The organism is Acinetobacter sp. YH12239, from assembly GCF_013417635.1.
In the GTDB taxonomy this organism is placed as follows: Bacteria; Pseudomonadota; Gammaproteobacteria; order Pseudomonadales; family Moraxellaceae; genus Acinetobacter.
Map to the genome: position 1 here is coordinate 286177 of NZ_VPDP01000002.1, position 23516 is coordinate 309692.

Here is a 23516-nt window from a genome sequence, read left to right on the forward strand (position 1 = left end):
TTTTAGTATTACTATTGCTTGATATATAACATTTCTCTTAGAGCTGATTGTATTGAACGGAACTTAATTGAAGTAAACCAGTTGAATCAGTCGGAGTAAAGAATAATCGGTAAGCACCGAAATTAACCTGCGTGCAATTTTCTTGTGCAAAGAAAAAAGCTAACACGTGATTCTATTCTGTTTGTTATGAGCGTTTATTTTCTGATTGCTTAAGTAGGTTTAGACTCTGGTTGATATCACGCACAGTGATTAACTTAAAAATCATAGCTAAGCTTCCAAGTGCTACGAACAAAAGAAATACAAGTAAAATGATTAAAGTCATCCCTGTGTTTAATGCGCTATCTGAGGTATAGCGAGCTAAAAACCAAGTAAAATTTGAAAATATAAAAAAAGCTAAAGAACCTGTGACAGTATATAAGGCACCATACGCTAACCCTTTAAAGACTAATTCCCGTTCTGAATAAATACATTGGATTTCTCCATTTTCAACTTTAAAAAATTTCCATGTAGTGCGAAGGGACTTCACTAAGTAAAAATAGTAATCTGCATATTTGCGTATAAGTATATCGGTTAAGAATGAAGGAATCTCGACACCGCCATTGAGTTGATCACTGGCAATTTTCTTCAAAAAAGGATCTATTGTTTTATTCGGACTTACAGTGATAAATTCTCGAATGTAAAAAGATGCAGCCTCATATAAATTTTTATTTTCATTAAAACTTTTTAGACTCACAAAATACGTTTTTCGACCGTAAAAGACAGCGACGATACCTATCAGCATCGTACAAATAATCGAAAATAAGCTGAGATAGTCTGAAACTGAAAATGAAGGTATGAGTTGTATCATGGATATAATCTTAAATTTATAATGAATTGAGTTTTATAATTAAAACAAACACTTAGATAAATGACCAAAATAATGGACAATGGACTGAGATCAAATCGTTTACTGTCTACAAACAAATGATAAGTCCAATGTCTCGATGTCAGACATCACTCTTAGTTAAAAAAGTATAATCAAAAGCAAAAAATTCGTCTTCATACGAATAATAGCGACTATCTAATTTTCATCTTAACTTCGCTCATTATTTATATGAAGATTCATTCGAGGTTCAATCTTTACTCTATTCAGTAAGATTAAACTTTATTACATGTAATAGAGTTTTCTTGATTCTGAAAATTTAGCTAATTTTTTTATAAATGAATCGAAATAATCTTTTTCCTTATCTTCAGTTCGAAAACCTGCATATAAAGTACGCCTTAACCCCTCTGGTGCAACGCAATCTAGGCGACGTGAAGTTACCCATCCTTTGGTTTCATATTCGTTTACCACCCAATCTGGTAAAGCTGCGATTCCACGCCCACTTGCGACTAACTGAATCAGCATCTGGGTCAGATCTGTGGTTCGAATATTTTTTGGAAGAATATTTGCAGGAATGAACAACTTCGACATGATATCTAAACGATGTTTGTCTACTGGAAATGTAATCAGCGTTTCTTCAGCTAAATCATGAACAGTAATGTTTTTTGCACGTACCAAAGGATGTGTTGTAGATAAAACAAGTCGTGATTCATATTCAAATACTGGGAAATATTCAACTCCTTTTAATGCAATTGGGTCTGCAGTAATCAACAAATCAAATTCGCCATTTTGTAGCAATTCATGAGGATTTGCTTCAAACCCTGATGCGAAATCTAAATCAACATCAGGATATTGGTTTCGATACTGATTTAATATCGGCATGAGCCAATCAAAACAACTATGGCATTCTGAAGAAAATGTAATTCTACCAGTTTGCCCATGGATAATACGCGTGATATCGCTTTGAGCAATCTGAACTTGCGGTAAAATTTCATCCGCTAACTGCAACAGTCTTAAACCAACATTAGAAAAAGTAATTGGTCTCGTCTTGCGGTTGACGACTTCAACCCCCATCCACTGATCAAGCTCACGTAACTGATGAGATACGGCTGAAGGTGTAATGCAGAGATCACTCGCTGCAGCGACTAAAGAGCCATGCTCTCTCAAAGCCAATAGCATTTTCAAATGTTTTAGTTCGATCATATGGGAAAAAACTCAAATCATGATCCCTCTAGGGACATATTAAAATCTTCGCTTTAGCCCACATTAAGTGAGCTATCTAGGGTGATAAGACATTTGGGTGAAATTAAATCAATCCTTTTACAAGGAAGATACTTCCTATGATAACCAACAAGACAGCGAAACATTTCTTTAACATTGCTGGCGATAAGGCATGTGCAGTTTTGGCACCAAATTTTGCTGTTATAAAACTCATCACACTAATGCCAATGAAAGCATAAATATGAACATACCCGATGGTATTCGGCACATTGATCTCAGCAGTCATACCAAAAACCATAAACCCTATAGCACCAGCTAGAGCTATTGGTAATCCACAAGCAGCAGATGTACCGACAGACTTTTGCATCACCACCCCATAACGATTCAGATATGGAACGGTCAGACTACCACCACCTATCCCAAAGAGTGCCGATGCAATCCCAATGACACTACCTGCTGCAACTTGCTGACTTGATGAAGGAAGAGCCATTGTTGAATTAACTGCTTTGTTCGCGCCTGTAAACATAGTATACGCCACCCAAATTAAAAATAAGCCGACCATGATTTGAAGATGTAATCCCGGTAACAAACCAGCAATTCCAGCACCTGCAAAACAGCCGATGGCCATGGGTGGAGCTAAATTTTTAAATACAGGCCATAGCACAGCACCATTTTTATGGTGTGCCATTAATGAGCTAATCGAAGTGACAACGATTGTTGCTAAAGATGTTCCTAGTGCCAGATGCATAATGACATCAGGATCATAACCCATTTGGGTAAAGACAATAAAAAGTAGTGGCACAATAATCGTACCACCGCCTACACCAAACAGCCCAGCCGCAAAACCAGCAAATGCACCGATGATTAAAAAGGTTATAAGTTCCACAATAGACTAACTTTTAAAAAGATGAAGGGATTAAGGGGTTGAGTTAAGCGTGTTCCAACTGACCCACTTGATGATAAGCACGGTTAAAGTACACCAAACTTTCTTCTTGATTACTTTGCTTTACTGCAGTCACACGGCATAAAAAAATACTATGTGTACCGACTTGTTGAATATTCTCAATCTCGCAATCAAAACTGACTAAAGCATCTTCTAAAATCGGCGACCCAGTTTTTAACTCAATCCAATCACCTAGTCTGAAACGATCTTCTGAGCTGAGCTTGCTTGAAGAAAAAGCATTCGAAAGCTGTTCATGCTGATTACTCAGTACGTTTACAGCTAAGACTTTATTTTCAACAAAATGTGCATGTGAACGAGAGGACTGATTCATACAGACTAATAGTGTTGGCGGAGTATCTGTGACACTACATACCGCAGATGCAGTAAAGCCATGCATCCCTGCTTCGCCTGTGGTTGTAATCACATTTACCGCAGTTGTAAGTAAAGACATTGCATTTCTAAAGTCTGTTGCTTCAATCATCTCTTTCATCTCAAATATACATATGACGTGTCGTACATTAGACAGAACAAATGATCTTGCGACGATTTGCCCTGATTAATACTAGACTACGTTTGATTAAGCTTCTAGCTCTTTACGGACAATGGCAGCTCCAGCACTTAAAGCCTCAAGCTTGCCACGTGCCACTTGACGAGAGAGCGGCGTCATACCACAGTTCGTTGATGGATAAAGCTTATCCGCGTCCACAAATTGCAAAGCTTTACGCAGGGTATTCGCGACTTCTACTGCGGTTTCAACTTGATTAGTTGCCACATCAATTGCACCGACCATGACTTTCTTACCACGAATCAATTCAATCAAATCCATTGGCACACGTGAGTTTTGGCATTCAAGCGAAATAATATCGAGCTTAGATTGTTGTAGCTTCGGAAATGACTCTTCGTATTGGCGCCATTCATTACCCAAAGTTTGTTTCCAATCGGTATTGGCTTTAATACCGTAACCGTAGCAAATATGAACCGCAGTTTCACATTTTAAACCTTCAAGTGCACGCTCTAGGGTTGGTACCCCCCAATCATTTACTTCATCGAAGAATACGTTAAACGCCGGTTCATCGAATTGGATAATATCCACGCCTGCTGCTTCAAGCTCTAAAGCTTCTTGGTTTAAAATTTTGGCAAATTCCCAAGCCAATTTTTCACGGCTCTTGTAGTGACCATCAAATAAAGTATCAATCATGGTCATTGGACCAGGCAACGCCCATTTAATTGGCTGATTGGTTTGGCTACGCAAGAATTTCGCATCGTCTACAAATACTGCTTGTTTACGAGAAACTTCGCCCACAACAGAAGGTACACTTGCATCATAACGATTACGAATACGCATGGTTTCACGCTTTTCGAAATCCACACCTTCAAGATGCTCAATAAATGTAGTGACGAAGTGCTGACGGGTTTGTTCACCATCACTCACGATATCAATACCAGCAGTGACTTGCTCATGTAATGAGAGTTTCAATGCATCACGTTTTGCCTCAAGAAGCTCTTCCCCTTCGAGTTTCCATGCAGACCATAGTTTTTCAGGCTCAGCTAACCAAGATGGTTTCGGTAAACTACCCGCAGTTGAAGTTGGGAGTAATAATTTCGGTGGTGTAAGTGCCATGTCTAATCTTCTTTCTCTAAATTCGTGAATCTGTATATCAATTGGGTGTTTTAAGCAGCTGTTTCGACTTCGAAATTTTCAGCCCATTCATTTAAAATGTCTTGATAAGGCTTAATGAAATTTTCTTCTGTCCATTTACCTTGTTTGACTGCTAACTCAGCACGTTCTACACGGTCATAAACAATACGAGTTAGTGAGTAGTCGCCATAGCTTAAGCTTGGTTGATACTCCACACCTGCTGGTGAATTAGTATTGTAAATTTCAGGACGGTAGATTTTTTGAAAGCTTTCCATAGTTGCAATCGCACTGATCAATTCAAAATCAGTGTAATCACGAAGTAAATCTCCAGCGAAATAGAATGCGAGTGGCGCATTACCACCTTCTGGTTTGAAATAGCGTACACGTAGGCCCATTTTGGCAAAATATTCATCGGTACGTGAATATTCATCATTTTTGTATTCCACACCTAAAATAGGATGTACATTGGATGTACAATAATAGGTTTTAGAGGTTGAAACACTTAAGCAAATTACCGGTTCTTTGTTGAATTCTGCTTTAAATACTGCTGAATTCACCAAATGTTTATACAATTTGCCATGTAGATTACCAAAATCTTCAGGTTTTTCACCCACGCCACAACCCAACTGAGGCAATACCACACTGAAGTCATAATCTCGCACATAAGATGAGAAGCTATTGCCTATCATGCCTTCAATACGTTCACCTGTTTGGTGGTCAATCACCATACTTTTCAGTGTTTCAATAAATGGGAAGGTTTGACCATTACCTTCGATATCAATTTCAGCAGAAATGATGTCGATCTCAAGTGAATAACGATCACCTTTAGGGTTATCAACTTTTGCCAAGCTATTAAAACGGTTATTGATCATCGCAAGTGTACGGCGCAGATTTTCCTGACGACTTTCACCACGAGCCAAATTAGCAAAGTTTGTAGTCAAACGTGTACTTTCTGCTGGCGTATAGTTTTCATCAAAACGGATACGTTTAATTGAACACTCAAATGCTGTACTCATGGAGATTGCCACCTAAAAATTTTATAAAAAGCTAAATTTCTGAATGGCTGTATTTAAACGTGAATAATAAAGTGAGTAAAACGATATAAATTCAGCTCAAGATGAGAATCTCTCATGTTAAAGCATATTCGCTATTTCAAAGCGATTTAGAATAGATGAGCTAACTTATCCATGCAGTTAATGTGTAGATCACTGGTATACGGATGCGATTCCATTCACTCAAATGGTGCTCAAGTGAATTTATCTCAACCTAACCTTAGAAAATATCAGCTTATTAGAGGTTTATTTATCAACTCAATCTTTAAAATATAGGGTTTAAATTTAAACCCATATAAATATGTCAAACAAACTTGAACGTCAAAAACTATCTCTCCCAGCAGGTCACGACAAACTTCTACTTCATTCCTGCTGTGCACCATGCTCGGGTGAAGTGATGGAAACCCTGATTGAATCAGGCATCGACTTTTCGATCTTTTTTTATAACCCCAATATTCACCCTGTCAAAGAATATGAAATTCGTAAAGAAGAAAATATTCGCTTTGCCGAAAAACATAACATTCCTTTTATCGACTGTGATTACGATACAGACAATTGGTTTGCACGCGCCAAAGGTATGGAAAATGAACCTGAAAAAGGCATTCGTTGTACTATGTGTTTTGACATGCGTTTTGAACGTACAGCTTTATATGCAGCTGAAAATGGCTTCAGTCTAATAAGTAGTTCGCTTGGTATTTCCCGTTGGAAAGATATGAAGCAAATCAACGACTGTGGTCATCGTTCAGCTTCACATTATGAAGGGATAACTTATTGGGATTACAACTGGCGTAAGAATGGTGGTGCTGTGCGTATGCTCGAAATCAGCAAAAAAGAGGAGTTTTACCAACAGGAATATTGTGGTTGCGTCTATTCCTTACGTGATACTAATCGTTGGCGTATGAGCCAAGGGCGTGATCGCATCAAAATAGGTGTGAAATTCTATTCAAATGCTCTGGATGATCTAGACTGATTACTTCAGTATTTAGCTATAATCTATATAAATAATTAAGCTAATGGCTAAATTTCAAAATCGTTGATCAGATTTTATAGTTCTTAACATATGAATGGTATTGTAAGTTTTTAACCACTCACGTTTAATCACGTCGAAACCTTGTAAACGCCAAAACTGCTCCGCTGCAGGTAAAAAGGGATGTGTATGCAAATACAAGGTTTCTATGCCGTGTTGCTCGGCATGTGTAAATAATAACTGACACAGTTGCGTGGCAATGCCTTGTCGACGATATTCAAGCAGCACAAAAAGTTTAACCACCTCAACGGCACCTTCAGCAATATCCAAATCAAAACGTCCGTCATAGATCCGATAAGCAATCGTTGCAATAATCCGTCCTTGATCTTTTACTGTGATAAAGCATCCTAAAGGAGTGTCTACATAGTACTGCTCAAACTGGGCAATATCTTTGGGAATACTAGTGCTATACAGTTCTGGAAATAAAAGCTGCCGTGAATCTAAAGCAAATTGAATGACAGATTGATCGGCGGATTGTAGTGTTTCAAACGTTAAATTCATTTTTACAACCAAGAATGATCAGGGATAACAATGGTTTTATCTTGAATCATGGCTTCATGAAACTCGACATCGTAGACGCTTTTTAAAAATTTCGGATCGGTGAGACGCGCTTTTGAATCAGGGCGAATCACTTCATGTTCACGCATAAAGAACAAATGATCTGCAAATAAGAAAGCCAAATTCGGGTCATGCATAATGGCGATCACAGTAAAATTCTGCCGTGACAATTGACGCAGTTTTTTCATCAAATAAGATTGATAATAGACATCCAAATGATTGGTCGGCTCATCTAATAAAATCACTTTTGGTGCTTGCACCAAAATACGGGCAATCATCACCAATTGACGCTCTCCGCCTGAAAGCTCGGTATAAGGGCGTTCTTTTAAATGTTCGATATCGAGATCAATTAAAGCCTGATCGACCATGTCCCAATCTTGTTTAGATGGACGAAATCGACTAAAAGCAGCCCGACCTGTAATCACCACATCTTTAACTAAAAATGGGAAAACCGTTTTATGGAACTGCGGTAAAAATCCAAGTAGCGCGGCCCTTTCTTTACCTTTTATGTTTTCTAAAGCTCGACCTGCATAAAGTACTTGCCCATCTGTGGTCTGTTCTAAACCTGACATCAGTTTAAATAGGGTCGATTTGCCACAACCATTGCGACCTAAAATCACCGAAAACTGATGGGCTGGAAATTCAAGCTGAATATTTTTTAACACGTGTTTATGCCCATAGGCATAGTTCAACTGTTCAATATGAATCATGCCCAAGCCGTCTTTTGTGTTTTGATTAATAATAAGAAAAATGGCGCACCGAGGAGCATGGTGAAAATGCCAATTGGAATTTCAAAGCTGAGTAAAACCCGTGAAAAATTATCAATCAGCAGTAAAAAACTACCGCCTAAAATCATGTTGGCAGGAATACTGAAGCGGTGGTCAGGACCGACCAACATGCGCACAATATGCGGCATAAATAGTCCGTATAGACTGATAATGCCTGCAGCAGCCACTGAAGTTGAGGTGCATAGCGTGACCAATATAATCAGTATAAGCTGCTCCCACTTCGGATTCACCCCCACGGCTTGTGCTTCATCAGCACCCAATGCCATCAGATTCAAGCGCCAACGCATGGCGTATAAGCCCATTAAAGCCACCGTGATCGGCACAACCGCATATTGGACTTTTTGCCACGATGCTTGATGTAAATTCCCCATGGTCCATTGCACAATCGCTTGTAATCTAAAAGGATCACTTAAATATTGAATAATGGTCAGTCCTGCTAAAAACAGACCTGAAACAATCATGCCGGATAAAATCACCATCACCAACGAAGTTTGGCTTTCATATTTTTGTCGGGCAAATATATAGGTTAATGCCACTGCACATACGCCAAAAATAAATGCTGATAAATTGGGCGATAACCAACTCAAAGATAATGCTAAAGCCGCACCAAAGGCGGCACCTGAAGAAATCCCCAGCACATAGGAATCCACTAAGGGGTTGCGGAATAAAGCTTGTAATCCATTGCCGGCTGTTGCCAAAGCAGCCCCGACCATAAAGGTCAATAAGATGCGTGGTAGGCGAATATTGAAGACAATATTTTGCATCAAGCTAAATTGTTGCGCATCAAAATATGGAGTACCCAACATCCATTGGATAAACCAAAGCGCATAATCCCCTGCGTTTAATGTTTGACTGGGTCCTAGTAACAGCGACGTAAAAATCAGCAGAATCGGCAATGGATAAAACCAAGTGTACTTCCATGAAGTATGGCTCATGACATCAACTCCTTGGCAATTTTCTGACCATAGAGCTTCTCTAAAATCTTGAGTTGCAAAGCTTCAAATGCTAAGTCTGAAGTGTCAGGATAAATGTGATGATGCAGATAAATCGCAGTCACAATAATTTTGATGGTATGAGGGTTATAGATAAATGCAGGGCTGAGATTAAACACTTTCTGTTGTTGTACTGCTTTTAGACCTTGCAATTCTTTACGCTGATAAATCAGGTTTGGGTCGGTATTCCACAGCACAATATTGTCGGGATTCCACTCAATCAACGTTTCTGGATTAACATTCGGTTGATTGGTCTCTGTCTTAACAATGTTGTAAGCCCCTGCCAATTCAATAAAATCATTGGTAATTGATTTGCGGCCTGAGGTTGAATAGATCCGCCCACCTGACCATGCGTAATACACTGATTGCTTATATTTTTGTTTTGAGGTTTTGAGTGCCACTTCTGCTAGAAGCGCATCTGAAAAATCCAGAATTTCTTTGGCACGTTGCTCAGCACCGGTGAGTTGAGCAATTTCATACAGCTCTTCTTTTACTTGCTCATAAGTGCCTGATTCCATCACATAGACTGCAATACCAAATTGTCGAAGCAATTGAATGGTTTGCGTTTGCCCACTAACTAAAATCACCAAATCCGGCTTTAACAGCATTAAGCTTTCAATATTGGTGGCATTTGAGCCTTGTGAAGGTGTGGTCAGTTGTTTATTGGCAATACGCGAATCCATTTTTGAGTAGGCATCAAATAACAAGGGCTGTAAATACACCTCGGCAGGAATCCCCACGACCTTTGCACCCTGCCCCAACATATATAGCCCGTCTAAACCTGACTCAAATAAGGATACAATGCGCTGTGCTGGCTGAACTAAGCAGACTTCGGTTTCTGAGCTATCCATCACACAACGCGATGTTGGGCTTTGTATTTTTGCTGGTATCGGTTGCTCTGTTACCGTACAACCCAACAGTACACAGTTCAGTAAAATGACAATAAATATTCGCATTAGTATTGCCACTGTACTGATAACGCTGCTTTGATCGGCTCACCAGCTTGTATCCATACATGGCTATAACTGGATAGGTAATATTCCTCGTTTAACAAATTATGAATATTCAATTGATAGCGTAAATTTGGATTTGCTTGGTAATAAGCCCCAAAGTTCAATACGGTATAGGCAGGTAAGCTGAAACCATTAGCCGTATTGGTTGGGCTGTCTCCACTCCGTTGCCCGACATAATGGAGGTTGAAATTTAGACCTGCTGCGTGTTGCGTATTTTTCCAAAGGTCATAGCTTGCAATGACATGTGCGCTATGTTTGGGTACGTTGCTCAGTGCTGAGCCTGCAGGCAACACATCATCTTTGCTGACTTTGGCATCCATATAGGCGTAGCCTGCTGACACCATCATCTGGTCATTAATACGGTGGTTGAAGTCAATTTCAAGCCCCTTGCTTTTCACTTCACCGACTGCAGCTTCAAAGTTTGGGTCAATGGCATCCGTCATCAGTACATTTTTTTTTGGTCATATCAAACAAGGCGATGCTAAGCATGCTGTGATCTTGCCATTGGTATTTCGCGCCGATTTCATAGCTTTTCGCTGTTTCAGGTGCAAACGTCTCCCCTGTGCGCCCCATGCCATTATTGATTGAAAATGCTTCGCCATAGTTGGTGTAAAAAGAGAGTGCTGGCGTAAGACGATAATTCAGACCAATTCGTGGGCTAAACTTTTGTGCTGTGCTCTCATCTTTGAACTGCGTACGATGATTGATAAAGCGCTGTTCGACACGATCTAAGCGACCGCCGAATAAAATATTCCATTGATCATTAAAAAAGACCTGATCTTGTAGATTCACAGCCATGTACTGCTGACGTTCATCCGAATCGGTATACAAAGGTAGTTCAGGGCTAAATTGCCCATAAGTGGGCTCGTAAATATTGATCCAATTGGGCTGAGCAGCCGAGTGATTGAGACGCAATTGACGTTGCATAAAGTCTAAACGCCCTGTTTCTACACCGAGTACAAATTCATGCTGAACATGACCGAGTTGCAGTTGGCCAAGTACTTCAGCTTGGAGCAAAATATCCTCAGTCTGATAATCACGATGACGACGCTGACGCTCTAGCGTTTCTAAGTCTGCTTGTAATTTGCGTGGTTCTGTCGAATAGCCCACCATCTGGGCGTCTTTATAACTGATCGCAGCATTCATCTGCCATGCGTCATTGAACTGATGCTTTAATCGAACTTGATAGAGATTGTCTTTGACGCGCATATCATCATCAGAAGGCTCACCGGTAAAGGTCTTTGGATCCATCAATAACTGGTTATTTACATCCGTGATACCACGGTCAAATGTGCCTAAATGCTGGGTAAATTCAGTATCTAAATGCACTTGGGTATTTTCAGATAATTTCCATGAGAATTGCGGTGCGACAAATAAACGTTGGCTACTGACATGATCACGGAACGACTGATTATCCTCAATGGCAACAGCCATTCGATACGCCAACGCATCGCTGATTGGCGCGGTCTGTTCAAGACTTAAACGATATTCATCTTGTGTTGTCCCACGAAGATTAAGTTCTGTTTCAGACGTCCATTTTGGTTTTTTTGTGGTGACATTCAATGCACCACCGACCTCGCCACGCCCATACAGTGAGGCACTCGGACCCTTTAAAAAATCCAGTGATTCAATATTCACCATATCTCGCGGTGCAGAAATGCCACGATTGACACTTAGCCCATTACGAATGGCATTCACCCCCATATTGGGATTACCTTGGAAACCTCGGAATGAATAATTATCCCAAAAGCCCCCACCATAATTATTTTGATGCAGTACCCCACTCACGATGCTAAGGGCTTGATCGATGCGCTGAATATCTTGCTGCTGAATGACATCTTGCGACAGATGGCTTTTATTAAACGGGATGTCCAATAGATCATGCTGAAATTTGGTAAGCGCTTGAGCGTGCAGTGTAGATTCTGAGTTTAAAGCTGTGCTGAGATAAATCGTATCTAGGGTTTTGAGCTGATCTGTAGCAAACACCTGATCACTTATACCAACCAAACTCATTAAAAAAACCACACGCGATTTCAAAAAAACTATCCTCATCTATACGCACAATATTGATGCATTTACAAATATTGAATTCAAATTGGTGCACTAAAACTAAGCATATGTTGTTCTGGCATCGCTGGATTAGTTTTGTGTACATTCTTGTATACAAGATATGAATTAGAAGCAAAAAAAATGCCAATTTTTGAAAATTGGCATTTTTTAATTTTAATAAATTATCCTAAACAGTCGAAAATATTTTATGGATAATTTTCTTCACGTCCTCAATACTATGTAAGACATGATGTTCTGCTAAATGGATCGCCCCATCAGCATCACGAGCTAAAATACATCTAAGTATTGCAGCATGATCTTGATAAGCATGCTGGATATCGAATTCACGCATGGCGCCTAGACTGAGCACAATTCGGATTTTTTCACTGATTTCATGATGAATCTTGGCGATTTGACGATTTCCTGCAGCTCTAACCAAGGCACAATGAAAATCTTCACTTTGCAGCACCAATGCTTTGGTGTTCTGGTTATAGTCCTGTTCGTCTACAAGCCATAATCGCTTTAAATTCTGTAATTCTTCAGATTGCTCATGATCCATTACGCATAAACGTTTAACAGCCTCTTTTTCCAAGATCATACGTAAATCAAAGAGCTCCTGATAAAAGGTAAAATCTAAAGGCTTAATTTCCCAACCACTGCGGAAATGCACATTCACATAGCCTTCTTGTTCAAGACGATACAGTGCTTGCCGTGTTGGGGTACGGCTAACCTCATACTTTTCAGAAAGGTCCGTTTCAGTAAAACGTTGTCCAGGTTTGAGCTTAAAGCTAAAAATATCATCCTTTATTTGTTGATAAATCACATTAGCTAAATTGCCAGTGCCTGACTTAATGGGCGTTATGCTCATCCTTAATTCTCGTTTTACATCTATGTAATAAATAAATTATAGAGTCATCATGAGAATTTAAGAATCAGTAAATGTTGATATATAGGAAAATAGATTAAATTTTGGCTTTTAGATTTATAGGATAATTTAATTTAAGCCCCAATATAACGCTAATTAATAATTGCATTTCAATAATATAAATCAAACCATACAAGAAATTGAAAAGACTTAAACTTTTCCCAAAAACCAATTTTTCCAAGAACTGGTTCCACGAACTTCAACGGGTACGGTTGCAATCAGGGTATCTTTTAAAACGTCAGTTTGTCCTACGGCTTTGGCTAATCGGGCTTTTACAGAGTGAATGCATTCACGATCTCCAAACTCACATCGATCTAATGTGGTGCCTCCGCAAGGACCATTTGCAAGTCCTTTAGGACATGTTTCAGGGCAAATATATAAAGTATCAGTCAATCTACATTGACCACAATTTTCACAGCCCACAACCATATGTTTAGACGTAAATTCGGTTTTTAACAAAGTTTTTGATGCTAGCTCGTTATTCCAAAAGGACGCTTTAAAAATAAACTTACCTATACCTTTAGAGATTTTGGACTCAAAAAGGGCTTTATGCATGACATGCAAATGATGATATTTAATCAGCTGACCTAATGTCGGTTGACGTGCATCATAAGTTAATTCTGGAACAAACTCATTTCCAGTCTTAATCTGCCAAAGAGATTTCCAGCGTGCTTCTAGTTCCTCTAAATCATCATGTTGATATTGCTCAATATAATTTTGAAGAATCTTCTGTTCTTCTGACTTTTCGCATGCTGAAAGATGAACACCATTGAAACCTAAAAGCTTACACATCAATATTTGTATGGCACACCGCTTATACGCATTTGCAGCCAATCCATTCTGTTTTTCCTGAGCCAACACTCTCAACATATAAGGTGTAATCACAATACCAGCGACTTTATTTTTGACTATAAAATTGGCCCGTGCCAAGCTCAGTGGCATAACGCAAGCCAGTATTTTTTGTTTGTAATGGTAATGTTTTAGAAAAGACTTTATCTCTTTTAAGGCATCCATGTCATACCCTAATTGGGTAATAATAAAATCTGCGCCGGCTTTAACTTTTTTATGTAATTTTAAATATTGAGCATAATGCTCAGCCTCAGTATATTTAAAGGGATTAAATGCAACACCTATATTAAAGCCACCATAATTCTTTGCGGACATCACTGCATTAATCGATTCTAAGTATCGGGTACGTTCAAATTGATCATCCCCATAACTATGCTCTTTAAGCTTATCACCAGTGATCAAAAGTAAATTTCTAATCTGAGCTGAATTAGCCTGATGAAGAAATAACTCAAAATCCTTAATATCACGACCTTTCCCTGAAAAATGCAAAACTTTATCGATTGATTTTGGATAATCCTGACTTGCTTCAAGGGGTACCATATCGTGATCCGATTGGACACGATCGGCAATGGCTACAAAGGCTGGAAAGCCCGCTATATTACGTGTTATCTGTTGGCTTTTGGTTGAGGTTAAATACTCTACTAAAATACAGAATTTTTGAAGTTCTAAGTTTTGAAAAAAATTAAGCATGTGTCTTGATTGACCGAATTTTTTAGACTGCAATCATTGTCCAAATCCAAATGAATAGAATTCATGCACTTATTCAAGGATTAACAGAATTTATTAAATTAGATGTAACCCATTTCCAAGTTATCTATTAAATTTAAATAGCTTGGGAAAAATCGGCTTTTGAACAAGATTGTAAAACAACCGTTAAATTTGATTAAATCAGGATATTCTATCTTTCAACTCTTTGTGCCCTAAAGCTCATTATAAATAATTGATGATTTAAGCTGTTACCATTTACTTACCAAAATTTAAAAATAAAAAACCACTTACGATTAATGCACGTAAGTGGTCGTTTTATTTGGTGGGCCCAGACAGACTTGAACTGTCGACCAACGGATTATGAATCTGTTAATATAAAGATTAAAAATCAAAAAGATACAACTATTAATTCAACAATATCATACAGTTATTTATTTTAAAAAGTTTACTATTCACTCTTTTTGTAGATTAATATATTGATTTTGCTTACTACTTGCTTACCAGACGCTTACTAGAATGAAACTAACAAAACCCACAATTGATAAAATTGATTGCTCAGACCAAACTAAACCAACTTTCTTTTGGGATGAAAAAACACCTGGATTTGGTGTTAAAGTTACACCTAAAAATGATAAAAGCTACATTTTCCAAGGTCGTATTGGTCTTCAAAACCGTCGTATCAAAATTGGTGACGTTGATATATGGAAATTAGATGACGCTCGTAAGTATGCACAAGAATTAGCTATTATGTGTCACAAAGGGATTGACCCATTGATCGAGCGTAAGAAAGCTTTAGCTGATAATAAAGAAATGCTAAAACAAGAGAAACGCAAGACGATTAAATTTAAAGATGTATGGTTGGAATATTTAAAAGCAAGACAATCTGATTGGCGACCAAGAAGTTATCAGGACCATATCGAATTATCTCGAGGTGGTTACGATCCTGAAAAAAATAGTGTTTATACCAGTCAACCCATTTATCAACTGTTTGAGTACAAACTTTCTGAATTAACTGCAGATGTATTTTGCGATTGGCTTGATTACAATGACTTTCGTCCAACAACATCAGCTAAAGCATACCGACTTACACGAGCTTTCCTTAATTGGTGTGAGGAACATGAACCGTACCAGGTTTGTCGGAGACCAACTTTCTTGAGAAAATGTTCCGATGAAAAAATCAAACTATACCCCTGAAATTAGAGAAAGAGCGGTTCAACTTTTGATTGAATCCGAAAAAGACTATCCATCAAATTGGGCTGCAATCACTGCTATTGCCCCTAAGATCGGTTGTACTCCTGAAACTTTACGCGTTTGGCATCAAAAATATCTCGATAAACAAAATCCAGTTAAAGTACAGCAGCTTTCAGATCAAGAACGCATTAAACAACTTGAACGTGAAAATAAAGAACTGCAACGAGCCAATGAAATTCTACGTAAAGCAGCCGCTTTTTTCGCCCAGGCGGAGCTCGACCGCCCACACAAATAATGGTGGATTTCATCCATAACAATAAAGATCTATATGGTGTTGATGCGATTTGTAGAATTTTACCGATCGCAGCCTCGACCTATTATCGAACGTTAGATCTCACTGAAAATCCGGAACATCGAGCGAAACGAGATCTACATGATTTACATCATGTTGAGAAAATCAAACGAATTTGGCGGGAAAGTCCAGGTCGGTACGGTGTTCGTAAAATTTGGCAAAAAGTTGAAACGTGAAGGCTATATCATTGCACGTTGTACAGTTGCTCGATTGATGCAAAAGCTATGTATACAAGGTGTTTGGCGTGGTAAGAACAAACAAACTACTCGTAGCCGAGATGATCAAAAGCGAGCAGATGATTTAGTAAAACGTAATTTTAAAGCCGATCACCCTAATCATTTGTGGGTTGCTGACTTCACCTATATTCAAACAAATTCAGGCTGGGTGTATACCGCATTTATTATTGATGTGTTCTCACGAGCAATTGTTGGATGGAAAGTATCGACACGCATGAATACAGATATGGTACTAGATGCATTAGAACAAGCTTTGCATGATCGAGGTATGCCTAAGAATGTGATTCATCATTCTGACAGAGGGGTTCAATATCTTTCCATTCGCTATACTAATCGTTTAGAGGCAGAAAATTTACGAGCATCAGTCGGTACAACGGGTGATTCATACGATAATGCCTTGGCTGAAACGGTGAATGGTTTATACAAAACGGAGGTGATTAAATATTTAAAAGCAGATTGGCAAGGCTTAGCTGATGTACAACTTGCAACATTAAACTGGGTGGATTGGTTCAATAAAAAGCGTGTACACAGTGCTCTCGGCTATGTATCACCTTTTGATTTTGAAGTAATGTACTATGATAAGATTAATCCATTAGGTCAGGTGGCATAACTTAAATAAAAAAGTCTCCGACAAACCCGGTACGGTTCACCAATTCAGGAAATACCAAACGCGGGATTTGTTCACTACCTTTCGTTCGCCAATCGGATGGTGAAACTGTTTACTTTCCATCAAACTTGATAGAAAACTTATACTTAAGTAATGGTATGAGTGCAGGAAACACTCTAGCTGAAGCACAAGTTCAATGTTTATCTGAAATTTTTGAACGTGCTGTAAAACGTGAAATTATTGAAGGTGAAATTACTTTACCTGATGTTCCACAAGAAATATTAGCTAAATATCCAGGTATTATTGAAGGTATCAAAGGCTTAGAAGAACAAGGCTTTCCTACTTTAGTGAAAGATGCATCTCTTGGTGGTCAATTCCCAGTCATGTGCGTTACTTTAATGAACCCACGTACTGGTGGTGTTTTTGCATCTTTTGGTGCACATCCAGACATGCAAGTTGCCATTGAACGTAGCTTAACTGAACTTATGCAAGGTCGTAGTTTTGAAGGTTTAAATGACTTACCAAAACCAACCTTCAGCACCAATGCAGTCACTGAACCCAATAATTTTGTAGAACATTTTATTGATTCAAGTGATGTTGTTTCTTGGCATTTCTTCAGTGCAAAATCTGACTATGATTTTGTTGAATAGAGTTTCTCTCATCAAGGTGACGATGCAAATATTAAAGAAGCAGATGCATTATTTGATATTCTCAAAGACATGGGTAAAGAAGTATATATGGCTGTGCATCAACACCTAGGTACAACTGCTTGCCGGATTTTAGTTCCAGATTACTCTGAAGTGTATGATGTTGAAGATCTCGTTTGGGATAACACCAATAAAGCACTCACCTTCCGTGAAGATATCTTGAATTTACATCGTTTAAGTGACGAACAGCTCCGAACTCTACTTGAACATTTAGAAGAAAGTGAACTTGATGATTACACCGATATTGTCACCCTTATTGGGATTGAATTTGATGACAATACCGTATGGGGTCAATTGACTATTTTAGAGTTAAAACTTCTCATTAATTTAGTCTTAAAAGACTTTGAAGAAGCAAAAGAGCTGGTTGAAACATTCCTACAATACAACACCAATACAGTAGAACGTGGCTTGTTCTATCAATGTATGGACGTTGTTCTTGAAGTTGTCTTAGATGATGAAATGGAACTTGACGATTCTGTTGTGAATTTCCGTCGTATGTTTGGTGATGAACGTATGGATGCTGTCTTAGGATCTGTTGATGGTACTGTACGTTTCTATGGATTAACCGAAACCACTATGAAACTTGAAGGTTTAGACCGTCATCAGCGCTTAATTGATAGTTATCAGAAACTACATCAAGCACGTGCAAAACTACTCGCACAAGCTCAATAATTTTTAGATCAAACATAAAAAAGCCTTAGAAAATTCTAAGGCTTTTTTAATTACTAAAAATATTTAAGCACTTTTCATGTGACCTGTTTCTTCAAAATTAGCATGCCAAGACAATGCTTCTTCTAAAAGATGTGGCGTATGCCCACCGCGCTCACAAGCTCGCTCAAAGTAGCTGAGTAACTCTTCCTTATAATCTGGATGTGCGCAAATCTCAATAATTTTCAGTGCACGTTCACGAGGTGCTAAACCACGTAAATCTGCTAAACCTTGTTCTGTCACCAAAACATCGACATCATGATCGGTATGGTCTGTATGACTCACCATTGGCACTACAGATGAAATCGCACCACCTTTCGCAATCGATTTCGTTACAAAAATAGCAATATGTGCATGACGAGTGAAATCACCTGAACCACCAATACCATTCATCATTTTTGTTCCAGTCACATGTGTTGAATTTACATTCCCGTAAATATCAAACTCTAATGCTGTATTGATGGCAATAATGCCTAAACGACGAATAATTTCAGGGTTATTTGAAATTTCTTGTGGGCGCAACACAATTTTATCTTTGTACTGATCAAAGTTTTTCATCACATGTGCAAAACATGGATCTGACAATGTCATTGAACAACCTGAAGCAAACTTCATTTTTCCAGAATCTAACAATTGGAAAGCACAGTCTTGTAATACTTCAGAATACATTTCTAAATCATGAAAATTAGAATGTTCAAAACCAGAGAATACGGCGTTTGCAATAGACCCCACACCCGATTGTAATGGTCCTAAATTTTCAGGCAAACGTCCTGCTGCAACTTCCCCTTCAAAAAAGTGGATTAAATGCTTGGCAATTGAAAGTGTTTCAGCATCTGGTTCATCCATACTAAATGAGGTATCTGGGATTTCATTGATCACAATTGCAGATATTTTCTCTGGGCTCACACAAATACCAGCAGTACCAATACGATCACCAACATGTGTTAATGGTATTGGGCCACGATTTGGACGAGCTTTAGGCACATAAATATCATGTACCCCTTCTAAAATAGGATTAATAGTGGTGTCAATTTCAATAATGACATGATCTGCCATTTCAATGAAGTTTGCAGAATTACCACATGATCCTGTCGGAATAATTTGACCATCTTCTGTAATTGCAGTTGCAGCAATAATAGCAACATTAGTTTTTGGCAAATTATGATGGCGAATGTTATCTGCCATTTCAGATAAATGCTGGTCAATATACATGACTTCACCAGCATTAATCGATTTTCTTAAGCCTGGATCTGCCTGATAGGGATAACGTCGTGCAATAGCATGAGCATCATTTAAACGACCATCAATACGATTACCTAAGCTTGCACCTGTTGCAATTGTAATACGTAAAGGATGTGTTACTGCATGATCTGCTAAAGCAAGTGGTACCACTTTTGCTTCACCTGCACCACCAAAACCACTTAAGCCAACTACAGCACCATCTTGAATTAATTCAATTGCTTGTTCTGCGGTCATAACTTTATCATGCAAAGCATGCAAACGAATGCGATCTAAACCGTTCATCATAAAAATCTCAAAAGAAAATTGCGAAGTGTATTAAATAAGTTCAACTGCTATTGCAGTTGCTTCACCACCACCAATACACAGTGCTGCAATTCCTTTTTTGCCACCTGTACGTTTTAATGCATGAATTAAAGTCACAATAATACGTGAACCAGATGAACCGAGTGGATGCCCCAAAGAACACGCGCCACCGTGAATATTGACTTTGGCTTCATCTAAATCAAATGCATCGATTGCTGCCATGGTCACCATAGCAAAAGCTTCATTGACTTCCCAAAGATCAATCTCTTGAGCTGTCCAGCCTGCTTTTTTCAAGACTTTTTCAACCGCACCCACAGGTGCAATAGTAAATTCTGAAGGATGTTGTGAGTGAGTAGCATAAGCAACAATATTGGCTAATGGTTTTAACCCACGAGCCGTTGCTATTTCATCTGAAGTAATGACCAATGCAGATGCACCATCTGAAATTGAACTGGCATTTGCAGCAGTAATGGTGCCATCTTTTTTAAATGCAGGACGTAGCGTTGGAATCTTTTCTGGTTTTGCATTTAGTGGTTGTTCATCTGTATCTACAACAACATCACCTTTACGGCTAGTTACTGTCACAGGGACAATTTCATCTTTAAAGAAACCACTGTGAATAGCCGTTACTGCTTTATTTAATGACTGAATGGCAAAAGCATCTTGTTGTTCACGGGTATAGCCTTTTTGATCTGCCATATCCTGTGCCAATATTCCCATAGAAAGACCTGTTTCAGCATCTTCTAAACCTTCTTGGAACATGTGATCTGTAATTTTGCCATGTCCCATACGGTAGCCTGAACGTGCCTTATCTAAGATATAAGGCGCATTCGACATAGATTCCATACCACCAGCAACTACAATTTCTGCAGAACCTGCTTTAATTGCATCAGCAGCTTGCATTACTGCTTTCATGCCAGAACCACAAATTTTATTAATGGTGGTTGCACCAGTTGAATCGGGTAACCCAGCTTGACGCATTGCTTGACGTGCAGGTCCTTGCTTTAAACCAGCTGGCAACACACAACCAAAAATCACTTCATCAATATCGCTTGCTTGTAATTTTGCACGCTCTACAACTGCTTTAATTGCCGTTGCACCTAAAGTGGGTGCGCTACAAGATGAAAGAGAACCTTGAAAACCACCCATTGCTGTACGTACAGCATCTACAATAACAATCATTTATTTTTTCATCCTATTTTTACATTTTGTATACCCAAAGAAGCATATGGACTTCTTCGGGTTTTTACATCAAATTTTACATTTTTTACAGCGACTTATGCCTGAGCAGTGAAATATTCTTCAGGCAATTGCATAACTAATTCAGCACCAGCATGAATACGTTGTGTACGTGCAGCTAAGTCTGGCAGTACTTTTGCTGCAAAATACTGTGCTAGAACTAATTTATTTTGGAAGAATACTTCGGTTTTTTGCTGTGCAGCTTGACTAATACGGGCATACATATAGGTAAAGCTCAGTAAACCGACTGCATGTAAATAATCCACAGCAACTGAATTACTAAAATCAGAATTGAGTTTAGATTGCTCAACAATAAAGGTGGTGAGTGCTTCAAGTTCATCACATAATTTTTGAGTGGTTGCTTTAATACTCAATTGATCATCTAAAGTCGTCACAAACTCACGAATTTCAGCAATATACTCTGCAATAAATGCGCCCGCACATTTTGTAGTTTTACGACCAATTAAATCAATAGCCTGCACACCATTGGTGCCTTCATAAATTTGTGCGATGCGTAAATCACGAATACATTGTTCCATACCCCATTCACGAATATATCCATGCCCACCAAAGCACATTTGAGCTTCTAGCGTAGCTTGCAATGCTGTATCTGTTAAATAGGCTTTGGCAATTGGCGTCAATAACGCAACACGGTCATTGGCTTTACGAACAGCTTCTGCATCTGTTGAGTACTTTGTAATATCTAGTTGTTGACCTACATATACGGCAAATGCACGTGACGCTTCATTATTAGCACGTACATTCAATAACATACGGCGTACATCACCATGTACTAAAATTGAATCTGCTGGCTTTTCAGGAGATTTCGCACCTGTAGTTGCACGGCCTTGTAAACGATCTGTCGCATATTGTGCTGCATTTTGATATGCATATTCAGATGCACCAATACCTTGAATTCCCATAGACAAACGTTCATAGTTCATCATGACAAACATACCTGCTAAGCCTTCATTTTCTTTGCCAACCATGAAGCCTTTCGCACCATCAAAATTCATGACACAAGTTGATGAACCTTTAATCCCCATTTTATGTTCAATTGAACCTGCAGCCACCGCATTACGTTCGCCCAAAGAACCATCCGCATTGACTAAAAATTTAGGCACAATAAATAATGAAATACCGCGTGAACCCGCTGGTGCATTTGGTGTTTTTGCCAGTACAAGATGAATAATGTTGTCACATAAATCATGCTCACCACTGGTAATGAAAATTTTAGTTCCAGTAATGTTATAAGAACCATCTTCATTCGGTTCAGCTTTGGTTTTAATAATACCTAAATCTGTTCCTGAGTGTGGTTCAGTTAAACACATGGTACCTGACCACTCACCCGTATACATTTTAGGTAAATAGGTTTCTTTTTGCTCTTGAGATGCACGGTCATTAATGGCCATACCCGCACCAACGGTAAGGAGTGGATATAACATAAATGATGGATTTGTACTCCAAATCATTTCATCAGCAAGGACCGTCAGCATTTTAGGCATGCCTTGGCCACCCCATTCTTCATTTGCACCTAAACCAATCCAACCACCACGTGCAAATTGATTAAAAGCTTCTTTAAAGCCTGCGGGTGTTGTTACCACACCATTATTAAATTCTGCACCACCAGATTCATCTGCTGAACGATTTAAATCTAAAATGACATTTTTAGAAAATTTAGCCATTTCTTCTAGAATGGCATTGGCTGTTGCCATATCTAAATGAGCTAAATTTTCATTACTTTGCCAGAACTCTTCTGCTTTAAACACATCGTTTAAAATAAAGTCCATATCTTTCAGTGGTGCATTATAAATTGGCATGGTGTTTTCCTTTCCCTACTTTGTAGTCAAGTGATATTTCATACTTTAACGATCAAAGTGCTTTTTTAAAGTTGTATGTTTCCACGCAAAACCATTGAAATGTTTTTACGGAATGATTGAAATTTGTGAGATAAATGACAGTAATAATCAATATTACTGAGGGATTACATCTTAAGCACAACAAAAATTGTGAAGACTGTAATACTTACTGTGAATAGTATTTGGGTAGATCAGAATGAATAGAATTCAATAAAAATTTAAGAATATAAGAAGTGCAGCTATACATAATAAAACCTAATAACAAGATTTGTTTAGTCGCTATATCTATATGACTACTTTTACAGTTTCAAATAAACATATCTATTGTTGTTCGAACACAAAAACAATAAATTAAAAATTATAAAAATGGAATTTTATTTCCCAAAACTGACCTCCTCAGTTCAACTTTCTTGACAAGCCATATTTCACATGAAAAGAATAATTAT

General features: G+C 38.4%; 16 protein-coding genes, 4 pseudogenes and 1 other annotated feature. Of the genes and pseudogenes, 4 read left to right on the forward strand and 16 right to left on the reverse strand.

Features of this window, described 5'->3' with window-relative positions:
- Positions 1–184: 184 nt before the first annotated feature.
- The 6 genes from FTV17_RS03445 to FTV17_RS03470 form a co-directional block, all read right to left on the reverse strand.
- Positions 185–781, reverse strand: a complete 597-nt coding sequence (locus FTV17_RS03445; protein WP_179998179.1) for a hypothetical protein — start codon at positions 779–781, stop codon at positions 185–187.
- A 366-nt stretch (positions 782–1147) separates the two neighbouring features.
- Positions 1148–2065, reverse strand: a complete 918-nt coding sequence (locus FTV17_RS03450) for a LysR family transcriptional regulator (RefSeq protein WP_179998180.1) — start codon at positions 2063–2065, stop codon at positions 1148–1150.
- A 103-nt stretch (positions 2066–2168) separates the two neighbouring features.
- The gene (locus FTV17_RS03455) at positions 2169–2969 is read right to left on the reverse strand and encodes a sulfite exporter TauE/SafE family protein (protein WP_092766427.1); all 801 of its coding nucleotides are present in this window, start codon (positions 2967–2969) and stop codon (positions 2169–2171) included.
- Between the two features lie 43 nt (positions 2970–3012).
- Positions 3013–3507, reverse strand: a complete 495-nt coding sequence (locus FTV17_RS03460; RefSeq protein ID WP_179998293.1) for a flavin reductase — start codon at positions 3505–3507, stop codon at positions 3013–3015.
- Positions 3508–3603: 96 nt separating this feature from the next.
- Positions 3604–4647, reverse strand: coding sequence for a methionine synthase (locus FTV17_RS03465; RefSeq protein WP_179998181.1), 1044 nt, complete (start codon positions 4645–4647; stop codon positions 3604–3606).
- Between the two features lie 50 nt (positions 4648–4697).
- A complete protein-coding gene (locus FTV17_RS03470) occupies positions 4698–5681 on the reverse strand; it encodes a putative oxygenase MesX (protein ID WP_179998182.1) in 984 nt (327 codons plus the stop codon).
- A 337-nt stretch (positions 5682–6018) separates the two neighbouring features.
- On the opposite strand from FTV17_RS03470, the gene FTV17_RS03475 reads away from it, so the two are divergent.
- Positions 6019–6687 carry an epoxyqueuosine reductase QueH gene (locus FTV17_RS03475; protein WP_179998183.1) on the forward strand — a complete coding sequence of 223 codons (669 nt, stop codon included), beginning with the start codon at positions 6019–6021 and terminating at the stop codon, positions 6685–6687.
- 54 nt (positions 6688–6741) lie between these two features.
- Here the strand turns inward: FTV17_RS03475 and FTV17_RS03480 are convergent, their stop codons facing one another.
- From FTV17_RS03480 to FTV17_RS03510, 7 genes and pseudogenes are all read right to left on the reverse strand, one after another.
- On the reverse strand, positions 6742–7245 hold the full coding sequence (locus tag FTV17_RS03480; RefSeq protein WP_179998184.1) for a GNAT family N-acetyltransferase: 504 nt from the start codon (positions 7243–7245) through the stop codon (positions 6742–6744).
- A gap of 2 nt (positions 7246–7247) precedes the next feature.
- Positions 7248–8012, reverse strand: a complete 765-nt coding sequence (locus tag FTV17_RS03485; protein WP_179998185.1) for an ABC transporter ATP-binding protein — start codon at positions 8010–8012, stop codon at positions 7248–7250.
- Entirely contained in the window at positions 8009–9025 is a 1017-nt protein-coding gene (locus FTV17_RS03490; protein ID WP_179998186.1) for an iron ABC transporter permease, read from the reverse strand. The genes FTV17_RS03485 and FTV17_RS03490 overlap by 4 nt, the downstream gene beginning before the upstream one ends.
- Positions 9022–10038 carry an ABC transporter substrate-binding protein gene (locus tag FTV17_RS03495; protein ID WP_179998187.1) on the reverse strand — a complete coding sequence of 339 codons (1017 nt, stop codon included), beginning with the start codon at positions 10036–10038 and terminating at the stop codon, positions 9022–9024. Before FTV17_RS03495 ends, FTV17_RS03490 begins: the two co-directional genes overlap by 4 nt.
- A pseudogene (locus FTV17_RS03500) lies at positions 10038–12108 on the reverse strand (TonB-dependent siderophore receptor). Before FTV17_RS03500 ends, FTV17_RS03495 begins: the two are co-directional and overlap by 1 nt.
- Before the next feature lie 223 nt (positions 12109–12331).
- Entirely contained in the window at positions 12332–13012 is a 681-nt protein-coding gene (locus FTV17_RS03505) for a GntR family transcriptional regulator (RefSeq protein WP_179998188.1), read from the reverse strand.
- Between the two features lie 207 nt (positions 13013–13219).
- Entirely contained in the window at positions 13220–14608 is a 1389-nt protein-coding gene (locus tag FTV17_RS03510) for a methylenetetrahydrofolate reductase C-terminal domain-containing protein (protein ID WP_179998189.1), read from the reverse strand.
- Positions 14609–15142: 534 nt separating this feature from the next.
- On the opposite strand from FTV17_RS03510, the pseudogene FTV17_RS03515 reads away from it, so the two are divergent.
- From FTV17_RS03515 to FTV17_RS03525, 3 pseudogenes are all read left to right on the forward strand, one after another.
- Positions 15143–15757, forward strand: a pseudogene (locus tag FTV17_RS03515) (Arm DNA-binding domain-containing protein); the annotation flags it as partial.
- A gap of 37 nt (positions 15758–15794) precedes the next feature.
- A pseudogene (locus tag FTV17_RS03520) lies at positions 15795–17015 on the forward strand (IS3 family transposase).
- Positions 16070–16187, forward strand: a sequence feature (AL1L pseudoknot). It overlaps the preceding pseudogene by 118 nt.
- A 38-nt stretch (positions 17016–17053) precedes the next feature.
- A pseudogene (locus FTV17_RS03525) lies at positions 17054–18391 on the forward strand (YcaO-like family protein); the annotation flags it as partial.
- Positions 18392–18454: 63 nt separating this feature from the next.
- On the opposite strand, the gene FTV17_RS03530 reads toward FTV17_RS03525, so the two are convergent.
- The 3 genes from FTV17_RS03530 to FTV17_RS03540 form a co-directional block, all read right to left on the reverse strand.
- The gene (locus FTV17_RS03530) at positions 18455–19954 is read right to left on the reverse strand and encodes a succinate CoA transferase (protein ID WP_179998190.1); all 1500 of its coding nucleotides are present in this window, start codon (positions 19952–19954) and stop codon (positions 18455–18457) included.
- A gap of 30 nt (positions 19955–19984) precedes the next feature.
- Entirely contained in the window at positions 19985–21154 is a 1170-nt protein-coding gene (locus FTV17_RS03535) for a thiolase family protein (RefSeq protein WP_179998191.1), read from the reverse strand.
- A gap of 95 nt (positions 21155–21249) precedes the next feature.
- Positions 21250–23031: an acyl-CoA dehydrogenase C-terminal domain-containing protein gene (locus FTV17_RS03540; RefSeq protein ID WP_179998192.1), complete on the reverse strand. Its 1782-nt coding sequence runs from the start codon at positions 23029–23031 to the stop codon at positions 21250–21252.
- Between the last annotated feature and the right edge of the window lie 485 nt (positions 23032–23516).

Coding starts and splice junctions, on each gene's coding strand:
- FTV17_RS03470 (WP_179998182.1), bottom strand. CDS start 5,681: ATGAGTACAGCATTTGAGTGTTCAATTAAACGTATCCGTTTTGATGAA.
- FTV17_RS03510 (WP_179998189.1), bottom strand. CDS start 14,608: ATGCTTAATTTTTTTCAAAACTTAGAACTTCAAAAATTCTGTATTTTA.
- FTV17_RS03535 (WP_179998191.1), bottom strand. CDS start 21,154: ATGATTGTTATTGTAGATGCTGTACGTACAGCAATGGGTGGTTTTCAA.
- FTV17_RS03460 (WP_179998293.1), bottom strand. CDS start 3,507: ATGATTGAAGCAACAGACTTTAGAAATGCAATGTCTTTACTTACAACT.
- FTV17_RS03540 (WP_179998192.1), bottom strand. CDS start 23,031: ATGCCAATTTATAATGCACCACTGAAAGATATGGACTTTATTTTAAAC.
- FTV17_RS03490 (WP_179998186.1), bottom strand. CDS start 9,025: ATGAGCCATACTTCATGGAAGTACACTTGGTTTTATCCATTGCCGATT.
- FTV17_RS03505 (WP_179998188.1), bottom strand. CDS start 13,012: ATGAGCATAACGCCCATTAAGTCAGGCACTGGCAATTTAGCTAATGTG.
- FTV17_RS03475 (WP_179998183.1), top strand. CDS start 6,019: ATGTCAAACAAACTTGAACGTCAAAAACTATCTCTCCCAGCAGGTCAC.
- FTV17_RS03495 (WP_179998187.1), bottom strand. CDS start 10,038: ATGCGAATATTTATTGTCATTTTACTGAACTGTGTACTGTTGGGTTGT.
- FTV17_RS03485 (WP_179998185.1), bottom strand. CDS start 8,012: ATGATTCATATTGAACAGTTGAACTATGCCTATGGGCATAAACACGTG.
- FTV17_RS03480 (WP_179998184.1), bottom strand. CDS start 7,245: ATGAATTTAACGTTTGAAACACTACAATCCGCCGATCAATCTGTCATT.
- FTV17_RS03445 (WP_179998179.1), bottom strand. CDS start 781: ATGCTGATAGGTATCGTCGCTGTCTTTTACGGTCGAAAAACGTATTTT.
- FTV17_RS03465 (WP_179998181.1), bottom strand. CDS start 4,647: ATGGCACTTACACCACCGAAATTATTACTCCCAACTTCAACTGCGGGT.
- FTV17_RS03530 (WP_179998190.1), bottom strand. CDS start 19,954: ATGATGAACGGTTTAGATCGCATTCGTTTGCATGCTTTGCATGATAAA.
- FTV17_RS03450 (WP_179998180.1), bottom strand. CDS start 2,065: ATGATCGAACTAAAACATTTGAAAATGCTATTGGCTTTGAGAGAGCAT.